The organism is Arthrobacter glacialis, from assembly GCF_002909415.1.
Taxonomy (GTDB): Bacteria; Actinomycetota; Actinomycetes; order Actinomycetales; family Micrococcaceae; genus Specibacter; species Specibacter glacialis.
This window is the reverse complement of the sequence record NZ_PPXB01000016.1, coordinates 80,640-105,221: the sequence shown is the minus strand read 5'-3', so window position 1 is coordinate 105,221 and position 24,582 is coordinate 80,640. Positions and strand designations below refer to the sequence as shown.

28 protein-coding genes and 3 pseudogenes are annotated in these 24,582 nt (G+C 58.0%); 19 read left to right on the top strand and 12 right to left on the bottom strand.

Going from position 1 to position 24,582, the window contains the following annotated elements; genetic code table 11:
- Positions 1–308: 308 nt before the first annotated feature.
- From CVS28_RS16955 to CVS28_RS16920, 8 genes and pseudogenes are all read left to right on the top strand, one after another.
- Positions 309–1,361 carry an iron-containing redox enzyme family protein gene (locus CVS28_RS16955; RefSeq protein ID WP_243399945.1) on the top strand — a complete coding sequence of 351 codons (1,053 nt, stop codon included), beginning with the start codon at positions 309–311 and terminating at the stop codon, positions 1,359–1,361.
- Positions 1,301–1,681 carry a CDGSH iron-sulfur domain-containing protein gene (locus tag CVS28_RS16950; protein ID WP_341476421.1) on the top strand — a complete coding sequence of 127 codons (381 nt, stop codon included), beginning with the start codon at positions 1,301–1,303 and terminating at the stop codon, positions 1,679–1,681. The genes CVS28_RS16955 and CVS28_RS16950 overlap by 61 nt, the downstream gene beginning before the upstream one ends.
- Positions 1,644–2,093 (top strand): CinA family protein, encoded by a 450-nt coding sequence (locus tag CVS28_RS16945; RefSeq protein WP_103482232.1) that lies wholly within the window; start codon positions 1,644–1,646, stop codon positions 2,091–2,093. Before CVS28_RS16950 ends, CVS28_RS16945 begins: the two co-directional genes overlap by 38 nt.
- 79 nt (positions 2,094–2,172) lie before the next feature.
- Positions 2,173–2,989 (top strand): annotated as a pseudogene (locus CVS28_RS16940) (SDR family oxidoreductase).
- Between the two features lie 89 nt (positions 2,990–3,078).
- Positions 3,079–3,366: pseudogene (locus CVS28_RS16935) on the top strand (low affinity iron permease family protein); the annotation flags it as partial.
- Positions 3,367–3,697: 331 nt separating this feature from the next.
- Positions 3,698–3,931 carry a CsbD family protein gene (locus CVS28_RS16930; protein WP_103466875.1) on the top strand — a complete coding sequence of 78 codons (234 nt, stop codon included), beginning with the start codon at positions 3,698–3,700 and terminating at the stop codon, positions 3,929–3,931.
- Positions 3,932–4,013: 82 nt separating this feature from the next.
- Positions 4,014–4,280 carry a DUF7218 family protein gene (locus tag CVS28_RS16925; protein ID WP_103482230.1) on the top strand — a complete coding sequence of 89 codons (267 nt, stop codon included), beginning with the start codon at positions 4,014–4,016 and terminating at the stop codon, positions 4,278–4,280.
- Positions 4,281–4,314: 34 nt separating this feature from the next.
- Positions 4,315–4,821, top strand: a complete 507-nt coding sequence (locus CVS28_RS16920) for a DUF6328 family protein (RefSeq protein WP_103482229.1) — start codon at positions 4,315–4,317, stop codon at positions 4,819–4,821.
- Between the two features lie 86 nt (positions 4,822–4,907).
- On the opposite strand, the gene CVS28_RS16915 is transcribed toward CVS28_RS16920, so the two are convergent.
- The 4 genes from CVS28_RS16915 to CVS28_RS16890 form a co-directional block, all read right to left on the bottom strand.
- Positions 4,908–6,068: a carboxylate-amine ligase gene (locus CVS28_RS16915; RefSeq protein ID WP_103482228.1), complete on the bottom strand. Its 1,161-nt coding sequence runs from the start codon at positions 6,066–6,068 to the stop codon at positions 4,908–4,910.
- A 1,093-nt stretch (positions 6,069–7,161) separates the two neighbouring features.
- Positions 7,162–7,302, bottom strand: coding sequence for a CsbD family protein (locus tag CVS28_RS16900; RefSeq protein ID WP_103466870.1), 141 nt, complete (start codon positions 7,300–7,302; stop codon positions 7,162–7,164).
- 87 nt (positions 7,303–7,389) lie between these two features.
- Positions 7,390–7,833, bottom strand: a complete 444-nt coding sequence (locus CVS28_RS20220) for a hypothetical protein (protein WP_243399943.1) — start codon at positions 7,831–7,833, stop codon at positions 7,390–7,392.
- Positions 7,834–7,921: 88 nt separating this feature from the next.
- On the bottom strand, positions 7,922–8,485 hold the full coding sequence (locus CVS28_RS16890; RefSeq protein WP_165788188.1) for a YciE/YciF ferroxidase family protein: 564 nt from the start codon (positions 8,483–8,485) through the stop codon (positions 7,922–7,924).
- Positions 8,486–8,794: 309 nt separating this feature from the next.
- Between CVS28_RS16890 and CVS28_RS19515 the strand changes: the two genes are divergently transcribed.
- Positions 8,795–9,001, top strand: a complete 207-nt coding sequence (locus CVS28_RS19515; RefSeq protein ID WP_103466868.1) for a hypothetical protein — start codon at positions 8,795–8,797, stop codon at positions 8,999–9,001.
- Here CVS28_RS19515 and CVS28_RS16885 read toward each other — a convergent pair.
- A complete protein-coding gene (locus tag CVS28_RS16885) occupies positions 8,981–9,283 on the bottom strand; it encodes a DUF4235 domain-containing protein (protein WP_103482224.1) in 303 nt (100 codons plus the stop codon). The two genes, CVS28_RS19515 and CVS28_RS16885, sit on opposite strands and share 21 nt — an antisense overlap.
- A gap of 163 nt (positions 9,284–9,446) precedes the next feature.
- Between CVS28_RS16885 and CVS28_RS16880 the strand changes: the two genes are divergently transcribed.
- Both CVS28_RS16880 and CVS28_RS16875 read left to right on the top strand, forming a co-directional pair.
- On the top strand, positions 9,447–9,746 hold the full coding sequence (locus CVS28_RS16880; RefSeq protein ID WP_103466866.1) for a hypothetical protein: 300 nt from the start codon (positions 9,447–9,449) through the stop codon (positions 9,744–9,746).
- Between the two features lie 39 nt (positions 9,747–9,785).
- Entirely contained in the window at positions 9,786–10,043 is a 258-nt protein-coding gene (locus CVS28_RS16875; RefSeq protein WP_103466865.1) for a hypothetical protein, read from the top strand.
- Positions 10,044–10,201: 158 nt separating this feature from the next.
- On the opposite strand, the pseudogene CVS28_RS16870 reads toward CVS28_RS16875, so the two are convergent.
- Positions 10,202–11,303 (bottom strand): annotated as a pseudogene (locus CVS28_RS16870) (IS3 family transposase).
- A gap of 91 nt (positions 11,304–11,394) precedes the next feature.
- On the opposite strand from CVS28_RS16870, the gene CVS28_RS16865 reads away from it, so the two are divergent.
- The 4 genes from CVS28_RS16865 to CVS28_RS16845 all read left to right on the top strand — a co-directional run bounded on the left by CVS28_RS16865 (position 11,395) and on the right by CVS28_RS16845 (position 15,005).
- Positions 11,395–11,907, top strand: coding sequence for a hypothetical protein (locus CVS28_RS16865; protein ID WP_133159179.1), 513 nt, complete (start codon positions 11,395–11,397; stop codon positions 11,905–11,907).
- A 1,039-nt stretch (positions 11,908–12,946) separates the two neighbouring features.
- Complete coding sequence (locus tag CVS28_RS16855) at positions 12,947–13,321, top strand: VOC family protein (RefSeq protein WP_103466861.1); 375 nt, start codon at positions 12,947–12,949, stop codon at positions 13,319–13,321.
- 191 nt (positions 13,322–13,512) lie between these two features.
- Complete coding sequence (locus CVS28_RS16850; protein ID WP_103482222.1) at positions 13,513–14,109, top strand: GNAT family N-acetyltransferase; 597 nt, start codon at positions 13,513–13,515, stop codon at positions 14,107–14,109.
- Between the two features lie 143 nt (positions 14,110–14,252).
- The gene (locus tag CVS28_RS16845) at positions 14,253–15,005 is read left to right on the top strand and encodes a hypothetical protein (RefSeq protein ID WP_103482221.1); all 753 of its coding nucleotides are present in this window, start codon (positions 14,253–14,255) and stop codon (positions 15,003–15,005) included.
- A 491-nt stretch (positions 15,006–15,496) separates the two neighbouring features.
- On the opposite strand, the gene CVS28_RS16835 is transcribed toward CVS28_RS16845, so the two are convergent.
- Positions 15,497–16,114 carry a hypothetical protein gene (locus CVS28_RS16835; RefSeq protein WP_103482219.1) on the bottom strand — a complete coding sequence of 206 codons (618 nt, stop codon included), beginning with the start codon at positions 16,112–16,114 and terminating at the stop codon, positions 15,497–15,499.
- A 200-nt stretch (positions 16,115–16,314) separates the two neighbouring features.
- Here CVS28_RS16835 and CVS28_RS16830 point away from each other — a divergent pair, with 200 nt between their 5' ends.
- Entirely contained in the window at positions 16,315–16,812 is a 498-nt protein-coding gene (locus CVS28_RS16830) for a GNAT family N-acetyltransferase (RefSeq protein WP_207797243.1), read from the top strand.
- 179 nt (positions 16,813–16,991) lie between these two features.
- On the top strand, positions 16,992–17,744 hold the full coding sequence (locus CVS28_RS16825; RefSeq protein ID WP_103482218.1) for a phosphotransferase: 753 nt from the start codon (positions 16,992–16,994) through the stop codon (positions 17,742–17,744).
- A gap of 581 nt (positions 17,745–18,325) precedes the next feature.
- Here the strand turns inward: CVS28_RS16825 and CVS28_RS19510 are convergent.
- Positions 18,326–18,610: a hypothetical protein gene (locus CVS28_RS19510; RefSeq protein ID WP_133159178.1), complete on the bottom strand. Its 285-nt coding sequence runs from the start codon at positions 18,608–18,610 to the stop codon at positions 18,326–18,328.
- 188 nt (positions 18,611–18,798) lie between these two features.
- Here CVS28_RS19510 and CVS28_RS16815 point away from each other — a divergent pair, with 188 nt between their 5' ends.
- On the top strand, positions 18,799–19,047 hold the full coding sequence (locus CVS28_RS16815; protein WP_103482246.1) for a type II toxin-antitoxin system Phd/YefM family antitoxin: 249 nt from the start codon (positions 18,799–18,801) through the stop codon (positions 19,045–19,047).
- Positions 19,044–19,301, top strand: coding sequence for a type II toxin-antitoxin system RelE family toxin (locus tag CVS28_RS16810; RefSeq protein ID WP_103482217.1), 258 nt, complete (start codon positions 19,044–19,046; stop codon positions 19,299–19,301). The genes CVS28_RS16815 and CVS28_RS16810 overlap by 4 nt, the downstream gene beginning before the upstream one ends.
- Positions 19,302–19,591: 290 nt before the next feature.
- On the opposite strand, the gene CVS28_RS16805 is transcribed toward CVS28_RS16810, so the two are convergent.
- The 4 genes from CVS28_RS16805 to CVS28_RS16790 all read right to left on the bottom strand — a co-directional run bounded on the left by CVS28_RS16805 (position 19,592) and on the right by CVS28_RS16790 (position 24,453).
- A complete protein-coding gene (locus CVS28_RS16805) occupies positions 19,592–19,996 on the bottom strand; it encodes a hypothetical protein (RefSeq protein ID WP_165788187.1) in 405 nt (134 codons plus the stop codon).
- Positions 19,997–20,855: 859 nt separating this feature from the next.
- Positions 20,856–21,875 carry a DMT family transporter gene (locus tag CVS28_RS16800; protein WP_103466852.1) on the bottom strand — a complete coding sequence of 340 codons (1,020 nt, stop codon included), beginning with the start codon at positions 21,873–21,875 and terminating at the stop codon, positions 20,856–20,858.
- 1,290 nt (positions 21,876–23,165) lie between these two features.
- Entirely contained in the window at positions 23,166–24,113 is a 948-nt protein-coding gene (locus CVS28_RS16795; protein ID WP_103482216.1) for a permease prefix domain 1-containing protein, read from the bottom strand.
- A 1-nt stretch (position 24,114) separates the two neighbouring features.
- Positions 24,115–24,453 (bottom strand): PadR family transcriptional regulator, encoded by a 339-nt coding sequence (locus CVS28_RS16790; RefSeq protein WP_103482215.1) that lies wholly within the window; start codon positions 24,451–24,453, stop codon positions 24,115–24,117.
- Between the last annotated feature and the right edge of the window lie 129 nt (positions 24,454–24,582).

Here is a 24,582-nt window from a genome sequence, read left to right as displayed (position 1 = left end):
ACCCTCGAACACATGGGTTGGCGAGGAACCGAGAGCGCTTCGACGTCGACCGTTTCCGATGTCATCTCAGACCCGGCCCTCAACGAAAAACTAGGCCAAGACTGGGCCGGTGACGGTGGAGCCACACCGAGCGGACCGGCAACCTCTTCAAGCTGATCCAGTAGCTTTTGACCAGCACTTCACCACTGGGGCAGCCCCTTGTGGCCGGATGAACTTTACTGCCAGGTTTCCCAAGATGCCCCGCTCCAAAAGCACTACTCCGAACCATGACATGTGCGGGGGCACACGATGAACGGAGGCAGAATCCAATGCCGATTTTCACTTCCCTAGATTCCCGGGAACCGATCAGCGGGTCCCTGCTGTCCATGCTCAACACGCTTCCGGGTGAGGACCCAGATATAGGCACGGACCTGCTCTTGGATACCGTTCGCTCGGTCCGTGATGCCCCCGACATTCTCTCCGATGAAGATCTACAACTTGCGTTGCTGATTCTGTATTCACTTCATTACGGAGGCCTAGGTGACTGGGATCCGCGCTGGGAATGGCAGGCCAAACCCCTGAGTATCCGGTTGGTGATTGAGGAACGCTTCGAGAGTGTTCTGCGCGGCCTCCTTCCTGTCCCCGATCTGCCACCGGCCGAGGCTGAAGCTGTCGCCGCCGAATTGTTCAAACTCACTGCCGAGGACAGTGGCCCACGTGTCTCGAAATATGTTGCCCGGCAGGCCAGTGTGGAGCAGGCACGGGAGTTCGTCGTGCGTAAATCCTTGTATACGCTCAAAGAAGCCGATCCCCACTCCTGGGCCATCCCCCGCCTCCAAGGACGCGCAAAGGCCGCCTTAGTGGAAATACAAGCCGACGAGTACGGTGGTGGACGGCCAGATCAGGTGCAGGCCACCATTTTCGCTGGCACCATGCGCGGTATGGACCTTTCAGATGCTTACGGATACTACGTCAATCATCTTCCGGCATTGACCCTGGCCTCCTTCAACATGATGTCAATGTTCGGTCTCCACCGTCGACTCCGCGGCGCCATTACCGGCCACCTGGCTGCCTTCGAAATGACCTCTTCAATTTCCAACCGTTTCTATGGCAACGGGTTCCGTCGGCTCGGCTATGGCGCAGATGTGACCTGGTACTTCGATGAGCATGTTGAGGCCGATGCAGTGCATGAACAAATTGCCGGCAGGGATTTGGCCGGAGCCCTGGCCGAGGATGAGCCTGACCTCCTCCCAGACATCATTTTCGGTGCACAAGCCTGCCTGTACATGGACAGCCTCACCGGAGCGCATCTGCTTGATACGTGGAACCGGGAAGAAAGTTCCCTTCGACAGCCCCTGAGCGAATCTGTGGCCCTTCCGTGAGCAGCCAACAGCGCTCGTCACCGAGCATCACAGCATGCCCTGACGGACTACTACTGATTCGGGGTGACATCGAATTGCTCACAGGGACCGGGGATGAAATCACCCGCAAACGCAAGACCATCGCCCTGTGCCGCTGTGGGGCCTCGACGATCAAACCTCATTGCGACGGAACCCACAAGCTCATCAACTTCACCACCGACAACCCGCAAGAACCAGCCGCGAAGCCCACGGAAAAGTCAACCACTGGTTCGAGCACTACCGTCCTGCAGGAGACAGTAAGCGATGAACTTGGAACTGAGCGACGCACACCAAGTAGCTGAATCCATTGGAGAGATCGCAGCTGCGAAAGGATCCACGATCGCTGTGGCTGAATCGCCCACCAGCGGGTCCATCGCCATGTGCCTGGGCGCTGCCGAGAATGCCGCGCAGTGGTTTAGCGGCGGCGTCACCCCGGGCCGTGTAGCCATCGAGAAGGCCCAAGGTGTCAGCCGCCTTACCGGCGCCGACGTCAGTGTCGCCGTGACTGGTGTGGGTGGCCCTGAAACAGCCGAAGGAAAGCCCGCCAGGACTGTCTTCATTGCGGTTTGGGACGGAACCAGGGCTCGTGTGGAAGAGCATCATTTTCTCGGAGCACCCGAAGCGGTGGTGGAACAAACAGTCCTGCACGCGCTGCGTCTGCTTCGGGACGCCCTCATCAACGCTGCAGACGCCATCCCACACCAGACTGGTTAGCACTGGCAGCGTCGCCGGGCACCGTTGGTGTGGCCGACCCCAACATATCCCGCAAGTTAGCCGACCAAAGGAAGCACTGATGACCCAAGACCAGTACACCTTTCAAAACCCTGTCACCCGTTACCCGAGCATCAGCCCGCCAGAGCAAGACCAGCCCGAACCAGGCCTGGACCGCGATTTGGAACCCCACACGGATCGCGGGGAACATTCCTACCGCGGCACAGGGCGCCTTGCTGGCCGGAAGGCGCTCATCACGGGCGCCGATTCCGGGATCGGCGCCGCCGTCGCCATTGCCTACGCCCGTGAAGGCGCGGACGTCGCCTTGTCCTACCTTCCAGCGGAAGCAGCGGACGCGAAAGTAGTTATGCAACTCATTCGCGACAGCGGACAAAAGGCCGTCCCACTGCCCGGGGACATCTCCAATGCTGGAGCCGCCCGATCCTTGGTGGCGGATGCCGTGGCGCAGCTCGGCGGTCTGGACATCCTCGTCAACAATGCCGGGAAACAAATTTCAATGGACAGTCTTGAAGACCTCAGCGACGAACAATTCGAGCAAACCTTTGCCACGAATGTCTTCGCCATGTTTTGGATCACCAAAGCCGCCCTGCCCCACCTGCCCGCCGGTGCCACCATCATCAACACCACCTCCATCCAGGCGTACAACCCCTCCCCCAACCTCATCGACTACGCCGCCACCAAGGCGGCCATCAACAACTTCACCAAGGGACTGGCCCAGCAGTTGGCCTCGCGCGGCATCCGCGTCAACGCCATCGCCCCCGGACCCTTCTGGACAACCTACCGAGCTTGCCCCTGCCTACGTCTTCTTGGCCTCCCCGGAATCTAACTACGTGCTCGGTGAAACACTGAACATCAATGGGGGAACACCCACACCATAAAAATCCGATGAAACGGCACAGTCAGGTGGCAGAGCAGATATCGCTGCTCGCCTCACGTCCAAAGCCTCCGCACCCCTGGGCACCGTGGGGTCGTCGCCGGCCCCGTCGTCGTTCTGGTGCTCTGGGCACTCAGCGGATTGATTCTGGGACTCTCCGATACGTGGCGGCTCATCATCAACACCAGGACCACGACGATGGCGTCTCAGATAGTGTTTATCATCCAGTACTCACCAAACTGGGACGATCTGGCCCCCAGCCTGAAACTCGAGGCCTTGGTGCTGGACCTCAAAACTACCAACTCCAAACTCTTTGGGGCCGAAGAAGACATCAAAAGGATCTGCAACATCAAACGGAACAGCTGTGCGAAGGGACAATAGATCAAGCCGCTGACGACCAAACGGAAGAATGCGGCTGGCAACGGCCGTTCATAGGTCTGGTCACGCAATGCGGCACCCTTTTGCCGGTGCCGCCGATTCTTGGCAGGCGGCACCAGACCGGTGTGAACGCGTTCCGAAGTGGACGTTTGAAACAGAATTCCTGCCAACCAAGCTCTCCGGCGAAGAGATTCCTCGGGCATCATGCCTTCACCTTCAAAAGACTTGAGGGAAGCTGTGGTCCGGGAACATTTCGTCCTCTGGCGGGACTGTTGTGAGAGGGTCAGGAGGCGTAGGCTCACTGTCATCGACTAAAAACTCTAGGAGGAACGCCATGGGTATCGGCGACAAGTTTGATGCAGCCAAGGACAAAGTCACAGGGAAGATCAAGGAGGGCGTTGGTAAGGCCACCGATGACAACTCCATGATCGTGGAAGGCAAAGCCGATCAGGTCAAGGGGGCCGTGAAAGATAAGATCGCGGACACCAAGGCCCACCTGAAAGACGATGCCCATAACCGACACACGGACGACACCGAAGGCGGGGCGACCACTAGGGCCGGCTCGTAGGACTTAGGCCAACTACAGGAAAGCCCGACCAGCCTGAGAGCTGTGTCTCGGGCTTTCTGCGCTGTCCAGTAAGGATGATGATATGCCAGCAAGGAAGAATCCGAGCCTGAAAGACCCGGAACTTTATGAGGAGTTGCGCGAGGACGGCGCTTCACAGCAGAAGGCTGCAAGAATCTCCAACGCTGCGGCCAAGGAAGGACGCTCGACAATCGGGCGAAAAGGCGGAAAATCCCCGGCCTACGAAGAGTGGACAGTTGCTGATTTGCGCGTCAAAGCCAAGGAAATTGGTCTCACAGGATACTCCTCCCAGCGCAAGGCAGAATTGATTGAGTCACCAAGAATCTCCTAATAGCTACCAGGCCAAGTAGGGAGCTCCGGATCATATGGGATTGGATTCACCGGCAGACGACGTTGGTAAATTGGCTGCGGACAGTGGGCGGGATGAAACCCGCAATGAACAACGTGACCGCCAATGGGATGATTTGCTTCAAGAACTTAGAGTCATGCAAACGGGGACCCAAATAATTGCTGGCTTCTTGCTGACGCTTCCTTTTCAGTCACGATTCACCGAACTCGACCAAACAGCAACCATCCTGTACTTGTGCAACGTCCTTCTTGCTGCCTTAGCTACCTGCTTAATGCTGGTACCAGTGGCAATGCACCGGGAACTTTTGGGACTGCACGTGAAAGACAGACTTGTAGCCTCCGGCCACAACATACTTCGCATAGTATTGTGGCTCATCGGGTTGCTGGTCGTGGGAACCACCGCACTGGTATTTGATATGGTTCTCGGCAGAATCGAAGCAATCATCGTTGCCACCGCCCTTGCCGTTTTCCTTCTGGCTGTCCTCGCCGCCTACCCAGTGCTGGTCCGAACCAAAAAACACTAACAACGCCCACTACCCATTCACTGGCCGCGCCCAACGCACCACTGAAAGAAAAGTGCTCTGGCAGAAACCCGCCTCTGGCCCGTGCCCTACCCCAACGGTTCAGATTCCAACGGGCGAGGGTCATCCGGTCCAAGATGCCCGGCCGCCGGTTGATGAGCTGAGGACTCATTCTTGATCGCATTGGACAAGAACGCGGCGAGTCCTTCTCTACCGTGCACGGCGAAAGCTTGGCGTTGACGGTCGGCTCCCGTACCAATCAGAAGGAGCTGCTCTGCCAGGGCCGTGACGATGGCGAGATCACCTGATGCTTCCAATGCCTGGTGTGTCTCATCCAGCAGTGCCTGGATAACTACCGATGCTGGTGCCAGACTCTCGTCCACGGGATGTACCAACTGGGCGGTCAGACCGTGTCGGGCAGAATGCCACAACGCCGCGTCCAATAGTTCAGGCCCTGGATCCGGGAAGGACGTCTCAGGCCTGCCTAGGAACGTGGCGACGAGCGCCCGTCCCAGCAAGGCCAACAGCAACGTGGTGGAGGGCTCCAACTGGGCGTCTGCAACGCGTATTTCCACTGTGGGCTGGTGGTGTGAAAGCCGAGCCGACCACGAAATGGAACCCTGATCCGGGGTGACACCGATACCGATCAGGGCTTTGGTTCTGCGATCATAATCTGCAGCATCGAGAAACCTGGGCGGGCATCCCGCCGTCGTCCATCGCCGATACTGAATACCACGCCAGCTGGAGAACGTGGTGTCCTCACCACACCAAAACGGCGAATTGGCAGACATCGCCAACAAGACCGGCAACCACCGACGCAGATAATTCAACGCACCAATGGCGGCTTCCCCTTCCGGGACTCCCACATGGATGTGGAGACCGTTTAAATGGTGCTCGAATGCCAGTGCCCCGATGCTGCCGGCAATGTTCTCGTACCGACTATTGTCGGTCACCATGGCACCGTTGGGGTTCGTGAACGGTGTGCCGACGCCCGCTGCCAAGACTCCATGGTCCTCAGCACAAGACGTGAGTGCTGTCCGGAAACTCCACAACGCTCCGGCGGCCTCCTCAAATGAGCCGAGCACTGGTGAAGCGTATTCCACCTGAGAGCGGAGAAACTCACTGCGGACCACACCCCCGGCGAAATCAAATTCTTGGAGTTCTCGTTGAACATCGGCCGAGACAGGGACCGGTGTTAGTGTTGCGCGGTCAAGAAAAACGAACTCTTCCTCAATCCGAAACGTCAGCATCTTCGACCCCGCTTCCCATTCAGTCCTGCCTGGATCAATCAAGGAATGGATTGCCGAGCAACTCACTGTCCCCCAAACAGGTCATTGACGGCCGCTAACTCACCAAAGATTCGTCCTGCCTAGTCCGGTATGAGCATTTGAAAACCACAGCGGCATCGCAGCACAACCGTGGGGATATGAACCTCAAGAACGTTGTGGAGATCATCGTCATCACTCCCGACACCGGTGACTCGCAAGCCAAATGCTTCCATGGGTTCACCGCAATGAATGTAGTAGCGACCGAATCTCAACACTCCCGGTTGCGTATCAGAAGTAGTCAGGAAGCGCGCCACTGCTTGCACCGAAGCCTCATGAGCGTAGAAGGATTCACACTTCCCGCAGCTATATTCCACCATCACCCAACCGTCCGTTCTCGGGACCACGGGTTCAATGGATTCGATAGTTAGATCCTCAGAAGTGTTGCAGTCAATACAGGTAATCTGAGGGCCAGCTATGACAAGGTTTTGCTCGGCTCTCACTGGACTGGGATCGATAGTCATTATCAGCTCTCCGACATCAGCTCGATGCGCGTCCGGGTCGCAGAACCACGGCTGCGCGACAACACCAACAGATTCAATCCACACCATACTGTTCAGTTCCGCACCGCCCCAATGACATACATACCGCGTGCCAAGGAACCCGACCAGCAGATGATGAGAAAAATGCTAGACCAGTTCACACGAACTGTCTACGACTTCCACCTCGGGAACCATGACTACGGGCTGCGAACCGACCGCCGCCCCGATCGTCCTCACGGATGAAAATGGGGCGCAATGTCGCAGATTCACATGAAAGTCCAATCGCTTCACCACGTCAGCCGTTTGTCGATGATCGCAGTCTCTTTGGATGCAGCAGATTCGGCCCAAGAATATTCTGCAAAAAATGCGTCCGTGGAGATGGTGTGCGAGAATTCCAGGCGCCCACACCTTTACCACCTTCATCGTGGCGTTAATACATGGCTCTAACTCGCGGTGAGTGGTGGGTGCCGCGCCTTCGGTGCCGTCCGTGTGCCGGTTATCGGCATCGTCTTTCAGGTGGGCCTTGGTGTCCGCGATCATATCCTCACGGCACCCTCGACCTGATCGGCTTTGCCTTCCACGATCATGGAGTTGTCATCGGTGGCCATACCAACGCCCTCCTTGATCTTCCCTGTGACTTTGTCCTTGGCTGCATCAAACTTGTCGCCGATACCCATGGCGTTCCCTCTGGTGTGATTGCTCGTTCTTCGTCACCCGGAGTAGTCAACTGCGGGTTCCGGGAGAAGGAATGGGTCATTCTTTTGCTAGGCCTTTCCTTCGTCATTAGTGGTAGCCATGAGTTCGGGATCGACCTGGTTCTTCAGTGCGTCCATTGCGCGGCGGGTGGGTGGTTCGTCAATGGCTGAACGGTCGGCATCGCCAAACACGGCACCGAGTCCCTTGGAGTCCTCAGTTGCTTCACCAGCGGGAATGGCCTCGCCATGGCCGCGTGAATTTTCTGCCTCCGCCACGATGCTTTGGCACATGTCAGCGCAGGTGCGAACACCCTCATGCCGCCAACTGACTTTGACGTTCGCGCCGCCGTCGTCCGGAGTTTCGACGGATGTCTCGATTTCATGATCGGCTGCGCCCATCTCGCGCAGCTTTTGTTGATAAAAGGACACCAACTCTGCCAGTGAATCCCGGGTCCACTCCCCTAGACGCATGCGCGTGGATATCTCCACCGGTTCACCTGAACGCTCGTTCATCTAAGCTTCCTTGGTTGATCGACAATGGCCGCGTTGGAAATCCGCGGCATCTTTCTGTGCCTTCACATCTATCAGCGGCAGCGTGGGGCTAAATCATTGAGGGCGGAAGATAGGGCGGTACCTGGACCCCGGACTGCGGCCGTGTGTCTCCATCAGCGTGGTCTGTGGCGTCTGCGTGGGCGATGGTCTCGGAGGCCACCAGAATCTTTTCGATGGTGGCTTTTTTCTGCGCCAGGGTTTGCGTCAGCAATTCAACGACCCCTGCGGCACCGAGCGCCTTGGCTTGAATGACGAGGGTTTCATAAACAGCCGACGCGTAATGGTCCACTTCCAACACCCCTGCAAGGATCACGGCGTCCACGAGGGTGCTGTCGGTCTTGGCCATGAAGGCATTGGATTCCTTGGCCAGTCCCTTGCTGGTGGGAGACGGCGTCTGATGGACGTCAACGCCCAGCATGGAATAGCAACGCTGCAAAAATTCTATTTGCTGGCGGGTTTCATGGGTGTGCTCATGCAGCAATTCCCGGAGGTCGCTGCGCATAGCGCCCTTTTCCATGGCTGCGATCATTTCCAGAGCATCGTACTCCATGGTCAGGGCCGCACCCAGCCTGTAGTGGAGGATCTCATCGGGCGTGGTGAAATGTTCAAACATGGTTTTTCCTCCGCATTCGCGTTGGTCAACGTGGCAAAACATTCGGTCGGATGGATAGTGCGTTGGATGCTTCATCCGCCACTTCGACTCTAGCGAGGAGCAATCAAAAAATCCACGACGGAAAGCACCGTCCATGTCGATGGCTGTCATTGCTACTGGAACCGGGTTGCCCATCACCAAAGTTGTGGACGGACAACTGCCAGCTCGCTACCATGGAAATCGTCCACCCATCCCCTCAACAACAGCGGCCATACCCAGTTCTTCCCCCATCTAGCCACCACGAAGATGTATCAACGAGAGGCAAGAAAGATGAATGAGCACCAGCCAACAGAGCCGCAACCCCTGGCTCCTGAACCGTTCCCCGCCACTCCCCATCCCGATTCCCCCACGGAACCCACCGAGCCCATCGATCCGCACCAGCCGGATGATCCAAGCGAACCCATTCCTCCGGTGCCGGCACCAAGCACCCCCAACCATCCTGACCCGTTCTTCCCATCAGCTCCGCAAGTGATCTAAACCTTTCGCGGTGGTTGTCTTTCTACACTCCTTCGGGGTTTGCTCCAGCCGCATGGTGGCCTGCCGCCCCAAGCGTTGGGTGAATGCCTGGATGACAGCACCTGCCGCAGCAGCTGCCAGCGCAAACACCAAGGCCCCCGGCAGTGAAATTCGCAAGTCACCAGCGTCCTTGGGCGGTTCACTTCCGGTACGGTTCCTCCAGCCGGCCTCGAGGGCCTTGCGTGCCACGGCACCGGCCGCCAGGCTCGCGCCGATACTCAAAAGTCGAATAAGGATGTTCATGGCATCATCTCCAGATTCTGTTAAGAATTGTCCTTATTGCCCTTCATACTGTTCCCAACCCTGAGGGGTTTCGCAAGGACCAATCAGTGGTCACAGTGAAAACAGCAAGGCGGGCAGCCACGGACCCAATGAACATCTGTCCCAGCCATCAAAGGAGCGCTCCATGATCAATAACGATCCAGCCGACGATGAAATGCCTGACGATGCGGCCACCAATCCGGGCTCGCCGGATCCAACCTTGCGAGGTCAGGAAAGCGACCAACAGGCGCTGGGTGACGACAAAAGCTTGGGCGCCCCGGACCGGAGCTTTTTTCAGGACGAGGATGCCGGCAGCGACGGCGAACCAGGAGCCGGGCCGCTTGGAGGCACTGATGATCAGCACCGCGAGGAGCTTGCACGTGCAGATACGAATGCTTCGGACACTCACACGGACGATGACGCAATGAGTCCCGGTGAATTTTGACCATTCATACCATCCCTTTATCTTTTTTTCAGGATCGCTATGGCAACCTATTCATCTACCGAGAGCTCGTCCAGCAAGCACCCTGCCGATTGGGGCCGGGCCATGGCGGTGGCTTTGACGCGCGTTGTTGCACAGGGCCGAGCTGATGGCCACTACATTGAACACGACAACCTCTACGGCGCTGATCTGCACCTGACAATTGCCGAAGCCGCCCATGGAGTCCAGATCACGCTCTGCTGGAGCCCTGACGAATTAGAGACCACCAAACTAGCAAAACCCCCAGTAGACGATCAGTGAGGTGTACTACTCCGAAAACAGCCCAATCATAGTAAAGTAGATCCCTGATCTTCACGTCATAAATTCGTTGGTGCCAACTGTCATGCAATCTATGTACGCTTGCACCGTACGAGTGTTGAGTCAACCAGCTCGATCCGTCCCGCTCAACTTTCCATCCTTTAAATGGGACTGCCCCGGGTTTCGTTGACTCTCGGGGTTAGGCGGCCAAGTCGTCGTTGTCGGCGTTTGCGGTGGTAGGTTTTCTCGATCCAGGTCACGATCGCCAGCCGCAGCTCCTGCCGTGTGGTCCATCGTTTGCGGTCCAGGACATTCTTCTGCAGCAGCGCAAAAAATGACTCCATGGCAGCGCTGTCGGCGCACGCGCCCACCCGGCCCATCGATCCGGTCAGCCCTCTGGTCTTCAGGGTCCGAATGCACCACCGTTCCCAGCGAGGACCTCAGCGACACTGCGTTACGCAGAGCGGCAACGGCGAGGGACGCCTTCATGCGTGAGTCGATCGAATAGCCTTTCGATCCGGTTCGAATGGACGTCCTTGATCGCGCACAAGTACAGCTTGCCCTCGTCCGTGCGGTGCTCGGTGATGTCAGTGAGCCAGAGCCGGTTGGGTGCCGTTGCGGTGAAGTCCCGCTTGACCAGGTCGTCATGAACGGGCGGGCCGGCCTTGCGCGTCAATCCGCGTTTCTTGGCGAACACAGACCAGATTCTCTGGCTGCTACACAGCCGCTGGACCCGGTTCTCACCCGCGGCCAGGCCCTGCTCCTTCAGCTCGTCTGCAATGAACCTTTAGCCGAACGCCGGGTCGTCCCGATGCACATCTAGCGCGGCGTTGATCAGATGCGCATCAGCCCAATCCCGGTCCGTCACCGGAGTCGCCTTCCAGGTGTAGAACGCCTGTTTGGAGAAGCCGAGCACCCGGCAGGCCACCGCGACGGGAACCCCGTCGCACGTCTTAATCAAGGACCAGCGGGAACCTCATTTTGGGGGCAGCTCACGGGCGAAGAACGCCGCGGCCCGACGCAGGATCTCATTCTCCTGCTCCAGTAGCCGGATGCGTTTCTTCGCATCCCGTAGCTCGGCCGCCTCAGCAGCGCTCACACCCGGGCGGTTGCCGTCCTCGATATCGGCTTTCTTGAGCCAGTTATGCAACGTCGCTTCTCAAGATCCCGAAGTCCCTAGCGATCTGAGCGATAGGGGCTTCATGCTTGCGAGCCACGGCAACTTTCGTCGCGGCGGAACTCGGCGGGGAAAGGCTTAGGCATATCAATATCCTTGCTGCAAGGAACGTATCCTCACAAGTCAGGAGTCAAGCAAAGCCAGGGCAGTCCCAACGAGTCCACTCTCCCCGTCCCCATGCCCTCATCAAGCGTGTCCGCATCGTCACTGGATTCTGAAATTAGTCCGCACGCCAAGGGAACCACGCTTAAATTCGAATGCGACAATCCCATCGGGGCTGGGCTAACAGCAGCCGATCTTGGTGCAGGGACGGAAAAGCCAGGAGTACCAGAAGTCCTCTACATCAACACCGCCTCCACCGGAATAGGCCCAAACCAGTGGGGCGACGGAGTTACCTCCGACGGGCTCCAATTCCAAAAGATGGGCCTCGTCATGAAGGCAGGCACCGCTTTCACGTTAAGCGTCCCCACAGAAGAGCGCGGCAGGACGAAGATCGGCTGGTCAAATTCCGGCTACACGCTCGCCGACGAATTAGTGATTCCCGGTTGTACATCCGCACAAGCCAACGCAAACTGGCTTGTCTACCGCGGCGGGTTTTGGCTCAAGGAACCAGGAGGCGTTCCCCTCGAGGCAACAACGGACCAAACAACCCAGACCATCTACAGCCCAATCGGCAAGACCTGCTCCTGATCGCATGTCCGACCGTTCCAGTAGCCCTTCCCCATCTGGGGTTTTGGTGGGCATTTCTACGATCGAGAGGTCCATCTGCATTGGAGCAATTACCCGCCACTGTTTCCATGCATCCGCGCTGGACTATGATCTGGGAAGTCTTCTTCGCCTATGCCTCCGGCCGCATAGAACGACTCCAGGAAGGATCGAGCCTCCTCAACCAGGGCATCCCTGGACATCCGTGAAGCACTGTCTGGATCGTTTGGCGCAGCCTCGCCACCACTACGCCCAATCGTGAACCCGCAGGTTCCGTCCGCCGGCCCATTGAGCCATTGAGCCATTGAGCCATTGAGCCATTGAGCCATGAAAAGTCGTAGCTGAGCCTCCCGTCAGGCTGGTACCTCTCGCTGATACGGAACCTGCCGTCACTGACACGCCTCGTCGAGGTCCCACGGCTTAGCGTCCCGGAATCCGACCGGCTTGCGGGACCGCTTGGCGGCGTCTATACGGGACACCCCCAACAGGACGACACCACTGATTCGGTAGCCAAGAGGAATGCTCAACCTACCGAAGGATGAAGAGAGTAGCGTTACGTCGCGGTTACAGATGTTCGGGATCAACTCCCGTTGCCGCCTCCAGTGTCCCGCTTTCGGAGCTTGAGGATTTTTGCGATAACAGTCCCTAGAAGGACAAGACACAGGATGATTCCCCCACCATAAATCACCTTCATAGTCATAGTGGTCGCCTCGGTGAAAAAGGATATGAAGAGTACAGGCAAAATGATGAACAGTGTCGCCTGGAGTCGAAGGGACCGCCTGTTGGACAAATCTTTCGGTTCATTGATCGGTGTACCTCAAATTCATCGGAAGCTTCACTAGTAAGTCCCGCTCACTGTATCGCCATAGCTGATGGCATTGCATGCAGCAATTGCGCATCAGTTGCCGTTCCCCTGCGGGACATGCAGTCACTGACGTTCCTCGTCCATGTCCCACGGCTTGGTGTCCCGGAATTCGACCGGCTTACGGGACGGACAACAGCGTCGGCGCGTAGAATCCCAAGCATGGCTGAAAACTCTGCACACACCCATCACGCGCTCGACTACATCGAGATTGGAGTGACCGACATCCACGCCGCCAAATCGTTCTACAGCAGCGCCTTCGGATGGACGTTTAACGATTATGGCCCCGCGTATGTCGGAATTCGAGGCAAGGGAGTCGCGGATGAATCGGAGGTCGGCGGTTTTCGTTTGGATGCCGAGGTGAAATTGGGAGGACCGCTCGTTCTGCTCTACTCATCAGATCTAGAGGCGAGCGTAGAAGCGGTCCACAATGCCGGCGGCGAGGTGACCCAGACCCCCTACGATTTCCCGGGCGGGCGACGCTTTCACTTCCAGGACCCCAGCGGAAACGAGCTCGGAGTCTGGTCCTCGAGCTGACTACCCGGCTGCTAGCAGGCGAATCATCACCTATGAGCATTCAGGGCTGGTGGCCACTACTTGGCACTTCAACCCAGCAATGGTTCCCCCAACGGACGTATAGATATGGACATTTTTGTGGCTCGGAAGCTTGCCCGCAGGGTGTGTTCATTGGTCGGCAAGCGGATGTTCGGTCGGGCTAGACTCAGGAAATGAATTTTACCGACGCGTCATTGCGGGAAAGCCAGTTCGTTCGGCTCGAACCGCTTTCAGCGACTCACCATGAGGACCTTGCGGCGGCTGTTGAAACCGATGAACTGTGGAAGCCCTGGTACACGCACATCCCCTCTCCCTCGACGATGGAGGGGGAAATTGAACGTCGGCTTAACTTGCACACCGAGGGTCGGATTGTTCCCTGGGCGATCATCGACCCGGTCACTTCACGCGCGGTTGGAAGGACCACGTATTTGACTCTCGAACCAGCCAACCGACGTTTGGAAATCGGGTCAACCTGGGTCGGGTCGAAGGCCCAAGGGACGGGGATCAACGCCGCTGCCAAGATGCTGTTACTTCAGCGAGCGTTTGAGGAACTGGGTTGCATTGCCGTGGAGTTCCGCGCTCATTGGCACAACCACCAATCCCGCCGCGCGATCGAGCGGCTCGGTGCCAAACAAGATGGCATTCTGCGCAATCACACGATCTTCGAGAATGGCACCGTTCGCGACACTGTGGTGTTCTCCATAGTTGAAGCCGAACGGCCAACTGTGAAATCCGGGCTGGTCGAAAGACTTGGCGCTCTCCAAAGGTAGCCTCATCATGTGGCGCAACGGCCGTGTGATGAGTCCCGTAGAGGGTTCCTCAAACGGAAACTAACGATGGCCACTGGCATTGCCCGACTGCACAACTACGAGCACACGTGGACAAGAGGGATGTCACGTGCTGATATGTAGTTATGCAGCCTTCGGTGCGGGACAAGCGGGTCCGAATCGGTGCAGGGCTGGCCGCGATGGCTCTGGCGGCCCTTTCGGTGTTCATGGTCTTTGGCTCCGGCTACAGCCGTGGGAGAGATATTCCGCTGGGTTTCTTGTACGGTCTCTATGCGTTATGCGTGTTTGGTGCGGGCTTTTACCTTGCGGCGGGCCGGGGCAAGGCGAGTGCCATGGTCTTGCTTGCGCACCGGGGACGCCTGATTGGGCTTGGCGTCTTCGCCCTGGTCGGAGTTGCCGCCGTCGTCTTTGGATTTGCGGCTGGGCCCGAGGCACTTGTAACCACCGCGTTGTGGCCCAACATGGTGGCGTTCTGGATCCTGCTGCAGTTCAGAACTATGTCCGGGCGGTTTGGCCGCACAGAACAATGGACGACTGGGTTGCCCCTCGCTGGCGCATTGGAATCCATTAGCGGGGCATTCCGCCAGCCGGGGCTAAGCACGACGATGGTAGGCCAGGACGTTTGGGTCAAGATAGGGCAGGAATGGACGGGCGGGACCTGGCTCCACAAGGATGCAGCCCGCTACATAAAATCCGTGATCGGAATCCATTTTCGGCTCGATGAAATCGATGGCGAAACCCGCATCACGGCCCGTAGTGGCGACCGGACAGTGACAGGCATGTACGACGTGCTGAAACTCTCGGACGAGATGAGCGCGACAGCGGTAGAAATAGCCAGGCAAGTAACCACCCACCATCTCGACGGACCGGAACCCTAAAGCCCGTCCCGCAGGAGGTTCCGGTGGCGGGACAATCACTTCTCAGACATGACTTTGCGGTTCACTAGTCTGCGTCTGGCCGTTGTTTGCGTTCCCGTACGGCCGCCTTACCCATGGGTATCGTAATCACCAGAAGAATCAGGACCGGAGCCCCCATAGTGACGAATGGACTGATTTGCGGAGGTATCGCTATGAGCCCACCTATGAAAATGGACGCCAAGCCCCCAATCCAGACGACTCGCGTGTAACGCTTGGCCACAGGGCAGACGTTGTGTGCCATGGGTCAACTCTAGTGACTGAATCGGAAGATTGATGGGCAGGACCGCAGAAGAAACTGCCCGCTAGAGGTCCGGTTATGGGACAGCCGTCGGTCGACGGCTGAGACAATCTGTGCGTCCATTTCTGTGTCTTGCCACACTCACTGTTCCTGGAAATGCTGGGTCCGAAGGTGGTCGGCCAGTCGCTGCCAGCCAACGGGCCCGGAGAACGAATTAGGGCTCGGCCTTGAACTGCCGCTTCCTGGACCTGAGCCAGAACCAGATAGCAACCGCAAGAATCAAGCAAAGCGCCGCAATGGGCTCTAAAAGGGAAACGACAACACCGTTGCCGAAGACTGCAGCCACTATTGCACTAGAACCCAGAACAATTCCTACCAGGGCTAGTCCGAGGCTGACCCACCACCAGTTCCGGCCATCATGTTCGCTCAGCGCCGCCGCGGTGAACGCTGCCGCGGCTTCCGGCTCAAACAACTGTGCCACAGTTCCACCCAGAATGGCCGGCACCATTGCCATGATCGGACCACTGCCGGGGCCTTTGGGCAGGACAGCAACAACGATCACGGCAACGACGATGAAGAGGACAACAGCAAATCTCCACAAGCGCCTCGTCAGAACCAGCTGACTCGTCAGAACCAGCTGACCGGCCCGGGTCCTGCCTACCAAAACGGCAATCCCCAGCAGGAACGCTCCCGCTGCCGCGAAACTCACCAGGACCTTAAGCCCCAGCCCCGCAGTCTGACCCCAAATCATGGCCAGAGAAATCAGGCCAAGGACAACGGCCAGCGATCCTAAAGCGATCCGGAGCTTCTTCGCTACTTTTAGGGACGCCATGAGCCAAGTCCACTCCTCCCATCGATCTGGTGTCAACCGAGCACCTCAACCACCCGATTGCTCAAATGTCGAGTGCACAGCTAGGCCCACGGGATCTACGAACGCCCCACAGTGGGTTCCGCTGCGGGCACTAGTGGGCTGTGCCGGCGATTTCCGCAAATGCCTGCTCAGCGCGGATCCAGCACATGTACCGTTGGACAATGACACGCAACTTTGACCTGCGTCGCGCTCAGCCCGCGGACGCGCCAAGCATGGCGAAAGTTCACGTGGACTCGTGGCGTGAAACCTACCGGGGATTGATGAGCGACGTCGTTCTGGACGATCCAGCGCTGCTCAGCTGGCGCGAGAGGTTCTGGGCCGCGGCCCTGACCGATCCAAAATACAACCAAAACAACATCGCCGTAGCTTCGTATGAAGGCACGATCGTCGGCATCGCTATGTCGGGGCCCTCCCTTGACGACGACGCCGAGCCGCAGATACAGCTACACGTGCTTTACGCATATGCCGTCTTCCATGGTTCGGGTGTAGGCACGGCACTTCTTAATGAAGTCATAGCTGCGACTGCGCCCGCTGCACTGTGGGTCGCAGACCCCAACCCGCGTGCACAAGCCTTCTACCGAAAAAATGGCTTTGTTAGCGATGGAACTTTAAAAACAGGGGATGGAGTGAATGAGGTCCGAATGGTTCGAGCAACCTAAATATGAAACCTTCTTCGAAAGATTCTTGATCAGGACAACATCACGACCACCAGGGTTCGATGGATCCGTCCCACATAACGTTCGGCTTGCGAAACGACGACGCTTCGTGGGCTCGTTGCCCTCGGCCCTGACTTGGGGGTTCCTACGCGGTGCCGAGACGTACGGGATAGCCTTGTGAGATGGAAGAGATTCTCCTGACTGGCGGCAACGCTTCAGAGGGTGTGATGCGCGCAGGCTCGACGGTCCGCAAACCGTGGACGGCCGCGACCCCGAGTGTGCTCGCTTACATGAAGGCCGTCAATGACGCCGGCGTTGATGTGCCCGCCGTCTATGGGCAGGACCCCCAAGGTCGCCAAGTGACAGAGTTTGTCCCCGGCCGCCTTGCCATGGACTCGGCCCCACTGACACTCTCCGGGCAGCATCGGGTCGGCTCCCTCGTACGCGCTATTCACGACGCCAGCGCCACTTACGAACCCGACTCCGACTCAACCTGGATCACCCATATTCCGGCCCCAGGAGCCGAGCTGATCTGCCACAACGACCTGGCACCCTGGAATCTCCTCATCGGAGAGCGATGGGTATTCATCGACTGGGACGCGGCATCACCAAGCACACGCCTCTGGGATCTCGCGTACGCCGCGCAAGCATTCACGCTAAACGACGCATCGGCCAACCCACGCACTGCGGCACGAGCGCTGGCGGCCTTCATTGACGGCTATGGTGCCAACGACGAGCTACGGGCCACACTACCCACCGCCATGTGGCAACGTACAACGGCCATGTATGAACTGCTCAAGACTTCCCATGATGCCGGAACCGAACCGTGGGGGACGATGTTCACAACCGGCCATGGAAAACACTGGCACAGCGTGACCCGGTTTGTGAAGAACAACGAGTCACTCTGGCTCGAGGCGATCCGGGCTGTCCGGTAGACGTTCCTCGATAAGACATCAGTGCTGCAGAGCATAGTCCCTAGGGCTTGTAGGTTATCCGTCCAAGTGCTTAGGCTAGTTACCTGCGACAGTAGCTGCCAATAGTTGGGGTGGAAGTTGGCTAGAACAGAGACAACCTCGATGTACAAGCGAACTCTACGAGCAGGAATTATCGTAGGCTCGGCAGGTTTAGTTATCACGCTCTTCTCAAGCGTGTTCTTGCAGAACTTCGGTACCGTCACTTTTAGCGGCACTACCAGCTTCTCGTCCGGGTTGACGCAGATCTATTTGCTCACTCTCTTCGCTTGCTTGGCCTTTTCAGCGGCTCTTGTTTCGGCCGCTCTCGTGATGCGCCACTTGGATGCTGCTGGTGACCGACAGGCCGATCGCCAACCATTGGACGAACGACGCACCTAGAGAGCCAGCCCAGTCACGCTCGTTGAATGACCGCCAGGTGATGTTGGCTCAGAGAATAGCGCATCCAATTCGAGATGCGAGCGGAAACTCTTCCCAGTAGGGGTTCGACTTACGCGACACGAATGCCGCCACTCTCAATCCGAAATCAGAGCGAACCTCGCCATTCAGCGCGTCCAGCGATTTCGGTAGCGGCCCCAACGAACCCAGGCCATGGCTGCGCCACCTGCGAAAAATAAGTCCGCGAGCAGAAACCAGGTGAACCCTCTGCCGTGTTCAACGAATATGACAACGGTATAGAGAGCCACGAAAGCAGATGCGACTACTGCCCGAATTAGCAATTCAGTCGAGGTCGAATTCTCAAGTATTTTGGCCTGGCGGCGAGGGCTGTCGGTCAGGCCGAGAAAATCGGTAACCCTACGTCTGAAGGAAACGCCTTCGTCCATGCTCACATTCACAGTTTAAGACGTGGGTGGGTGGCTCACTCTGGCCACCGCCACACTATCCCGAGCACACACTCTCCTCAAGGCAAAAAATGTACCGCAGAGGGTTCCTTCAGTGGGTATCGCGATCAGCGTGACTTTCCTTTCACGGAACCTATTTCATGTACATTTCAAAATGCTGGATGTACAATTTGAATATGTCCACTGTCAGCGTCGCAGACGCACGCAACCATTTTTCAGACGTCATCGATCGCTCGAAGACCGAAGCGGTGTTCATCGAGCGCCGCGGTCATCGCGCCGCCGTGGTGGTCAGTCCTGAGCGCTACGAGCAGATGCTTGAAGCTCTGGAAGATGCCGAAGATGTCACCGCATTCGATGAGGCGATGGCAGAGGAGGGCCCCAATATCCCTTGGGCTCAAGTGAAAGCAGATCTGGGCTGGGTGTGACCTACCAAGTCGAGTTGCGTCCTGCCGCAGTTCGAGCGTTGAACCGCATTGACCATCAGGATCGCGACCGCATTCGTGGAGCGATCGCGCTCCTCGGTGAGGATCCACGACCTCCAGGCGCCAAGGCCCTCCAGGGGCGTCCCGGTCTCAGAGTTCGCATAGGGGACTACCGCATCGTCTACACGGTTGACGACAACATCCTAGTTGTAGCAGTGATCACGCTTGGCCATCGCAGCAACGTCTACGAACGCTGACTGCCTGCCGATGAATCAGCTTTTGGTCACCCCGTGTCCCGTAGAACGTTCGGCTTATGGCGCCCCTGATAGGTTGGCAGACCAGTTGCCTGGAAGTATCGCCCGGTGTGGGCCAAGGCGAAGATCTTGACTGCCCCTCCGGCGTTTCGTCCGTTCCAAAAGAAGGATGACCGCCATGGCGGGTCCAACGATCGCCGGCCAATAATCCATGATGGCACCACCCGTCAGCCGCTACCCCTTCAGTATCCTGGAAAGCAGTCGTGGAACTGCTCCAGATGAAGACCTGGAACTTACTGTCTGTTTTGGGCCCGTCGCGGGGCCAAGTACAGTCCGTCAAGTCTCGCGACGGCCAAGAATCCGCCCGCCCACAAAAGCGTTGAGGCAAAAATCAAAGAATTCACTAGGGTGCCAGCGTCGGCAAGAATGGCCAGCACTGTCCAGACCGTGGCACCAATCGCTGCCACACAGAGAACCATTGCCACGACAATCATGGATCGCCGCGTCGGCAATCGAGTTCCTTGATTGACAGGGGGCTGCTGTTCTTCCCGGAAGAGATTCCCCAGGAACAGGCCAGCGAATGCCGGGTAGTACGCAAAACCTGCGCGGGGTTCGAAGAATTGTATGGCCACCGCTATAAAAATGACGGCACCGACGACGGCGTAAAGGAAGCGCGAGGTGCGGCGCACCCATTTCACGGCAAAATAGTCGCCACGGAGAAAAACGATGGCCCTAGCGATCACAGCCCCGACAACAGCATCCCAACGACCACGCCCACGGCCGTATCACCGCCGGACTTCGGCAAGACAAGCAACAAGACCAGTGTAGACAATGACAGCAACGCCATCACGAGGGCAGCGCCAATCCTGAACCGCGCCTCTCGCTTTGGCCTCATGCCCCATGCTCGCCACGAACCATGGCACCTGTCAACAATTATCGGCAATGACCAAGCACGAAATTCAGCCACGTCAATGAATCAGCGGCCTGCAAAGGGTTCCCCTTACGGAACACCCGGCGCCCGGACACGAATCAACCGGACACGCTGCACGTTGAGGCAGTATTTGAGGTTTCGGTCCGACTGTAGTGAGACAACTGCAGCACATTCGAATCTCTACAGTCGGACCATTCCGCTAGCTTCCGCGCTTTTCATGGTCCAACCTAAATGAGACGTGACAGCAATCCCAACTTAGTTGAAGCATTGGCCTAGTACGTCTCACGTTAGCTGACTCAGCTGAACCGTGGCCGGTACAAAGATTCACGCTATAGGACCCTCAATCGCGGCGTCCGACGCTCTCGCTGGGCACCATGCCCCAGCAGGCACCCTGATGTCCAGGGAGCAATCCACTAGCACCTCAGCAACCTCCCAACTGGCTGACTGCTGACTGGTGACTGGTGACTGGTGACTGGAGGATGATCCCGTTGGAGCATGCCCAGCCCATTCGTGCCCACGCTGCGTTCAAGGGCCAACGTAAATTCGCGGGCCTCTGTTGGTGCACCACAAATCAACGCCATATCGGACATAGGGACTGTATCCGTGGAATTCTTAAGGCGCATGCTTCACCGCTGTTTGTGTCCACGCCGCCAGAACAGGCGCAGGGTCGATCCTGGCAGGGCGGCCACGACGATTGCGGCCAGTGTGAGCAAGGTGCCGAGCACGGTTTGCAGATAGATGACACTGCCGGCAACCGGCAACAGCCAGTCCATCAAGAGGGCACCGATCAGCTGCCCGGCGATCATGCTCAATCCGGTCAGCAGCACCCCAATACGCCGGATCAGCAGTGCACTGAGCACCAGGTTGATACAGCCCAACACTCCGCCTGCATACAACCACGGATCAGTCGGCAATGTGGGCTGCCCCCCGGTGAAGGCCAATTTGAGAATCCAGATTAGCCCCAGCGCGACAGTTCCGACCGCATAGTTGATCAGAGTCCCCGGTATTGGCGAACGGACCTGTGCGGCAATCCTGCCGTTAACTGCGTGCTGAAAGGTCATCAGCACCCCCGCCAGGACAACCAGCGCCAGTGGGAGCAGCATGGCGGCGGGGTTCGGCGTTCCGGAAATCCGCGGCGACACGGCCCAGAACACCGCGCAAACTGTGAGCAGGACACCAAGCACCCGCAGTGCCGTGATGGCTCGCTTACCGCCGGGGCCTAAACCAATCCGGTCCACAGCGAGCCCGCTGACCGTCTGGCCGGTCACCACGGCCACCGTATAGATCGCAATTCCTATGCTTGCGACGTAGCTGGTCTGCGCAAAGATGAAGTAGGCGCCGATCAAACCGGCCGCATGAAAATACCACGGCACCTTCCGCTTTCGAGTATCCGCAAGGAGTTGGGCGAATGCCGCGCGACCGCTGGGAATGACCAGCGTAGCAACTGCCATGACCAATGCTGCTCCCCCGAAGCTGAACAACCCCGCCAGCAGCGGATCATGCAGTCGCACACCCAACTCACCGTTGATCCGAGCCTGGATCGGCAAGGTCAAGCCAGCAGCCACGGCCAACGGGACGCCCACGGCCAGTACGCGAACCGGAGACTTAAGTTGCGGAACAGCTGTGGTGCCCACGGTCGAGGCCATATCAGCAGACCACCGGGAGGACCATGACAAGCCCCTGCGCTACCGGCCGAGACGAGTTTTTCGCTTGCCTAACTCGATGAACGTCGCATCCGAGGTGGTGGCTGGTGTGCAGCAGAATCAAGGTGTTCTCCAAGAGGCAGGTCGAAGTGACTAAGAAATTGTCCGCATCCTCCGAGGCCGTCAGTGCCGGACAACAGTGCCGCAACGATCAGATCCTTGCAGGTTACTTGCGATACAAAATTTATGACAACCGGTTGCCCGTATAGATCTCACGCAACCACAATTGAGGATTCACTAGTGGGTAAAGTCCATAAGTACTGAACCCAGTCAACAATAAATGGCGAAAATACAACTGCAACCGCTTGCCATTGCAGCTTTCAACTATAGCCCCTGCCACGTAGTTGAAGGGTCAGCCCCTGTCGATGACGAGGTCTTGAGGCTGACAACCCATCAACGTGCCCGGTCAACGTTCCTTCTGTGGGCGGTTGAACTGACAGCATCCGATGCCACTGAACGAGAATGATACTGAGTATCGGGTTAGGCTCACTTTATGAAGGCCCAATTCATTGTCATGCTTGCCGTCGGTGCTCTAGCCTCAGCGCAAGCTATTGCCGCCCTGGCAGGACTGATACCTGGCGTCAATCGGGCATGTCCAGCAATCGGATACTCATATGTAGGTGATGTGGAGCTGGCCTTTCCGGTGACCGTATCTCCCGTACCCTGCCCATAGAAACGGAATCAAACGGGGAGCAACCCTACGGACCCCAATGCGGAGGACCATCCAAGTTCATGCCTGTGCACGTGCTCCTTGACTGAAGGCGCCAACCTCGCTCAGATCTTCAACAAGGTGCCAACCGTCGCGAAATGTAGGACACCTGCCACAGCAGAAATCAACGGAGCGTCCCGGCACAGGGAGCTCATTCCTTGTGCCATTGCCATACTGGAACGTCACGAAAGGAGTGGCCGAACGTCCAGACGTGCCCCTTCCGAGTCCGTGGCCGGGAGTCGCCTCTCCCCCGTTGCCGTGGCGCATCTCGGCGTGGCTTATATAGCCGCCCGGGTCGTTGGGGCACCCCTCACCCAGCCCTGTTCCGGGCGTGACGGCATTCTCCGCGCAAGGTCCGCCCTGGGCGCGGGCCCCTGCCTCTGGTCCTCTGTTTGCTGGCGCTTTTTGATTGTGGTGAAAGTTCTTACCGGTCAAGGTGAAGGCTTCCAAAATCATGGACTACTCCGTCGCACTCCCACAGCAGCTCGTACGCACCCGGGACACGACATCAAACATGGTGGCCATCAGTGCTTCCCGTGAGCGGCCTTGCGCCAGCCATCAATCGCGTCCCAGGTTGCGATGGCAACAATGGAGAAGCCGGTGATCAATGCAAGGGTCCGCTGTGCGTCTGCGTCCACGCCGTTGCTCAAGGCGTAGGCGATTGCTTCCGGGTTGATTAGTTCTCCCCTGGCCAACAAGGACACCGCCAGACTGACGAAAAGCACCGCCAGCACGGTGTTGACGATGGCCAGTCCCGTTGTCCAGCGTCCCGTGAAATAGACCGAGACGGCAAGGGCTGCTTCGGCGGCGATCAGTAGGAACAGCCCGCTGATCGACCATGGCCACAGATCCGGATTCATGATCGGCAGCGGTTCGCCATTCGGGCGGAGGAAACCCTGGAACCGATCCCAGAGCAGCGCACCTGCCGATACAGCGAGGAATAGCAGCGAAGCCACCACTTCACCCCGCCCCACGCCTGCCGATTTCGGCTCCGGCAGCTGGTCAACGTCCCACCGGACTCCCGTATCAGCGCCGGTGCGCTCTAGGATGGCGAAGACCACGGTCACCCAGAAGGCCACGTGCATTACCGTGGAGATGCCCACCCCCACTGCTTGGCCGATGATCTCGCCCATGGGCGCTTGAGCCAATGACTGGGCAATGACCACACCGATGACGGCTGTGGCCGGAATTATGGCAAGCAAGAGTTTTAGCAACCGCCACCATGTGAGGTAGTACCGGGGTCCAATCAAGTGCAGGGCGCGATCGGCAAATCCGGCGGCGAGGGCACCAGGATCGCCGAGTTCGGTCAACACGGCGCGTTCAGCATCCGCGCGCCCCTCCCCCTCTTCAATGCGGGCCTCAATGGCATCCGCAATGGAGGCCTCGAGTTCAGCTCGAACATCCATTTCCGATTCCGGCGGCAGGCTCTTAATCGTGGCAGCTATATAGCGTTCAGTGAGCGTGGCAGTCATCTCAAATCTCCTCTGTGGTCAAGGCGGCTATCACTGAGGTGAGCGCGAGCCATTCGTTGGTGAGAGTGTCGGCGAGCCGCATGCCATCAGACGAAGTGTGGTAAAACTTCCGCGGCCTTGCCTCCTCTGTGTTCCATTCGCTGGTGAGAAACCCTTGCTTCTCCAGCCGGCGCAGCAGCGGATAGAGGGTGTTGGCGTCGACAGCAAAGCCGCGTACGGCAAGCTCCTCGAGCAGTTTGTAGCCGTATTCGGCCGTGCGCAACAGCTGCAGGCATGCGAGCACCACTGTTCCGCGGCGCAACTCCTGCAGATGTGTGTCGAGAGCGCCGGTATCGTTCATGCTGAATACATTACTGTGTGAGACACACTATTGTCTACGGTACGCATTGAATGGCACCCTGAGCTGTGAAGAGGTGGGCTAATTCCGTCTGCTCACAGGCTTTTGCTCGGATTTGGCACAGGATCACCA

Coding starts and splice junctions, on each gene's coding strand:
- CVS28_RS16955 (WP_243399945.1), top strand. CDS start 309: ATGCCGATTTTCACTTCCCTAGATTCCCGGGAACCGATCAGCGGGTCC.
- CVS28_RS16945 (WP_103482232.1), top strand. CDS start 1,644: ATGAACTTGGAACTGAGCGACGCACACCAAGTAGCTGAATCCATTGGA.
- CVS28_RS16930 (WP_103466875.1), top strand. CDS start 3,698: ATGGGTATCGGCGACAAGTTTGATGCAGCCAAGGACAAAGTCACAGGG.
- CVS28_RS16925 (WP_103482230.1), top strand. CDS start 4,014: ATGCCAGCAAGGAAGAATCCGAGCCTGAAAGACCCGGAACTTTATGAG.
- CVS28_RS16920 (WP_103482229.1), top strand. CDS start 4,315: ATGGGATTGGATTCACCGGCAGACGACGTTGGTAAATTGGCTGCGGAC.
- CVS28_RS16915 (WP_103482228.1), bottom strand. CDS start 6,068: ATGCTGACGTTTCGGATTGAGGAAGAGTTCGTTTTTCTTGACCGCGCA.
- CVS28_RS16900 (WP_103466870.1), bottom strand. CDS start 7,302: ATGGGTATCGGCGACAAGTTTGATGCAGCCAAGGACAAAGTCACAGGG.
- CVS28_RS20220 (WP_243399943.1), bottom strand. CDS start 7,833: ATGAACGAGCGTTCAGGTGAACCGGTGGAGATATCCACGCGCATGCGT.
- CVS28_RS16890 (WP_165788188.1), bottom strand. CDS start 8,485: ATGTTTGAACATTTCACCACGCCCGATGAGATCCTCCACTACAGGCTG.
- CVS28_RS19515 (WP_103466868.1), top strand. CDS start 8,795: ATGAATGAGCACCAGCCAACAGAGCCGCAACCCCTGGCTCCTGAACCG.
- CVS28_RS16885 (WP_103482224.1), bottom strand. CDS start 9,283: ATGAACATCCTTATTCGACTTTTGAGTATCGGCGCGAGCCTGGCGGCC.
- CVS28_RS16880 (WP_103466866.1), top strand. CDS start 9,447: ATGATCAATAACGATCCAGCCGACGATGAAATGCCTGACGATGCGGCC.
- CVS28_RS16875 (WP_103466865.1), top strand. CDS start 9,786: ATGGCAACCTATTCATCTACCGAGAGCTCGTCCAGCAAGCACCCTGCC.
- CVS28_RS16865 (WP_133159179.1), top strand. CDS start 11,395: ATGCCCTCATCAAGCGTGTCCGCATCGTCACTGGATTCTGAAATTAGT.
- CVS28_RS16855 (WP_103466861.1), top strand. CDS start 12,947: ATGGCTGAAAACTCTGCACACACCCATCACGCGCTCGACTACATCGAG.
- CVS28_RS16850 (WP_103482222.1), top strand. CDS start 13,513: ATGAATTTTACCGACGCGTCATTGCGGGAAAGCCAGTTCGTTCGGCTC.
- CVS28_RS16845 (WP_103482221.1), top strand. CDS start 14,253: ATGCAGCCTTCGGTGCGGGACAAGCGGGTCCGAATCGGTGCAGGGCTG.
- CVS28_RS16835 (WP_103482219.1), bottom strand. CDS start 16,114: ATGGCGTCCCTAAAAGTAGCGAAGAAGCTCCGGATCGCTTTAGGATCG.
- CVS28_RS16830 (WP_207797243.1), top strand. CDS start 16,315: ATGACACGCAACTTTGACCTGCGTCGCGCTCAGCCCGCGGACGCGCCA.
- CVS28_RS16825 (WP_103482218.1), top strand. CDS start 16,992: ATGGAAGAGATTCTCCTGACTGGCGGCAACGCTTCAGAGGGTGTGATG.
- CVS28_RS16815 (WP_103482246.1), top strand. CDS start 18,799: ATGTCCACTGTCAGCGTCGCAGACGCACGCAACCATTTTTCAGACGTC.
- CVS28_RS16800 (WP_103466852.1), bottom strand. CDS start 21,875: ATGGCCTCGACCGTGGGCACCACAGCTGTTCCGCAACTTAAGTCTCCG.
- CVS28_RS16795 (WP_103482216.1), bottom strand. CDS start 24,113: ATGACTGCCACGCTCACTGAACGCTATATAGCTGCCACGATTAAGAGC.
- CVS28_RS16790 (WP_103482215.1), bottom strand. CDS start 24,453: ATGAACGATACCGGCGCTCTCGACACACATCTGCAGGAGTTGCGCCGC.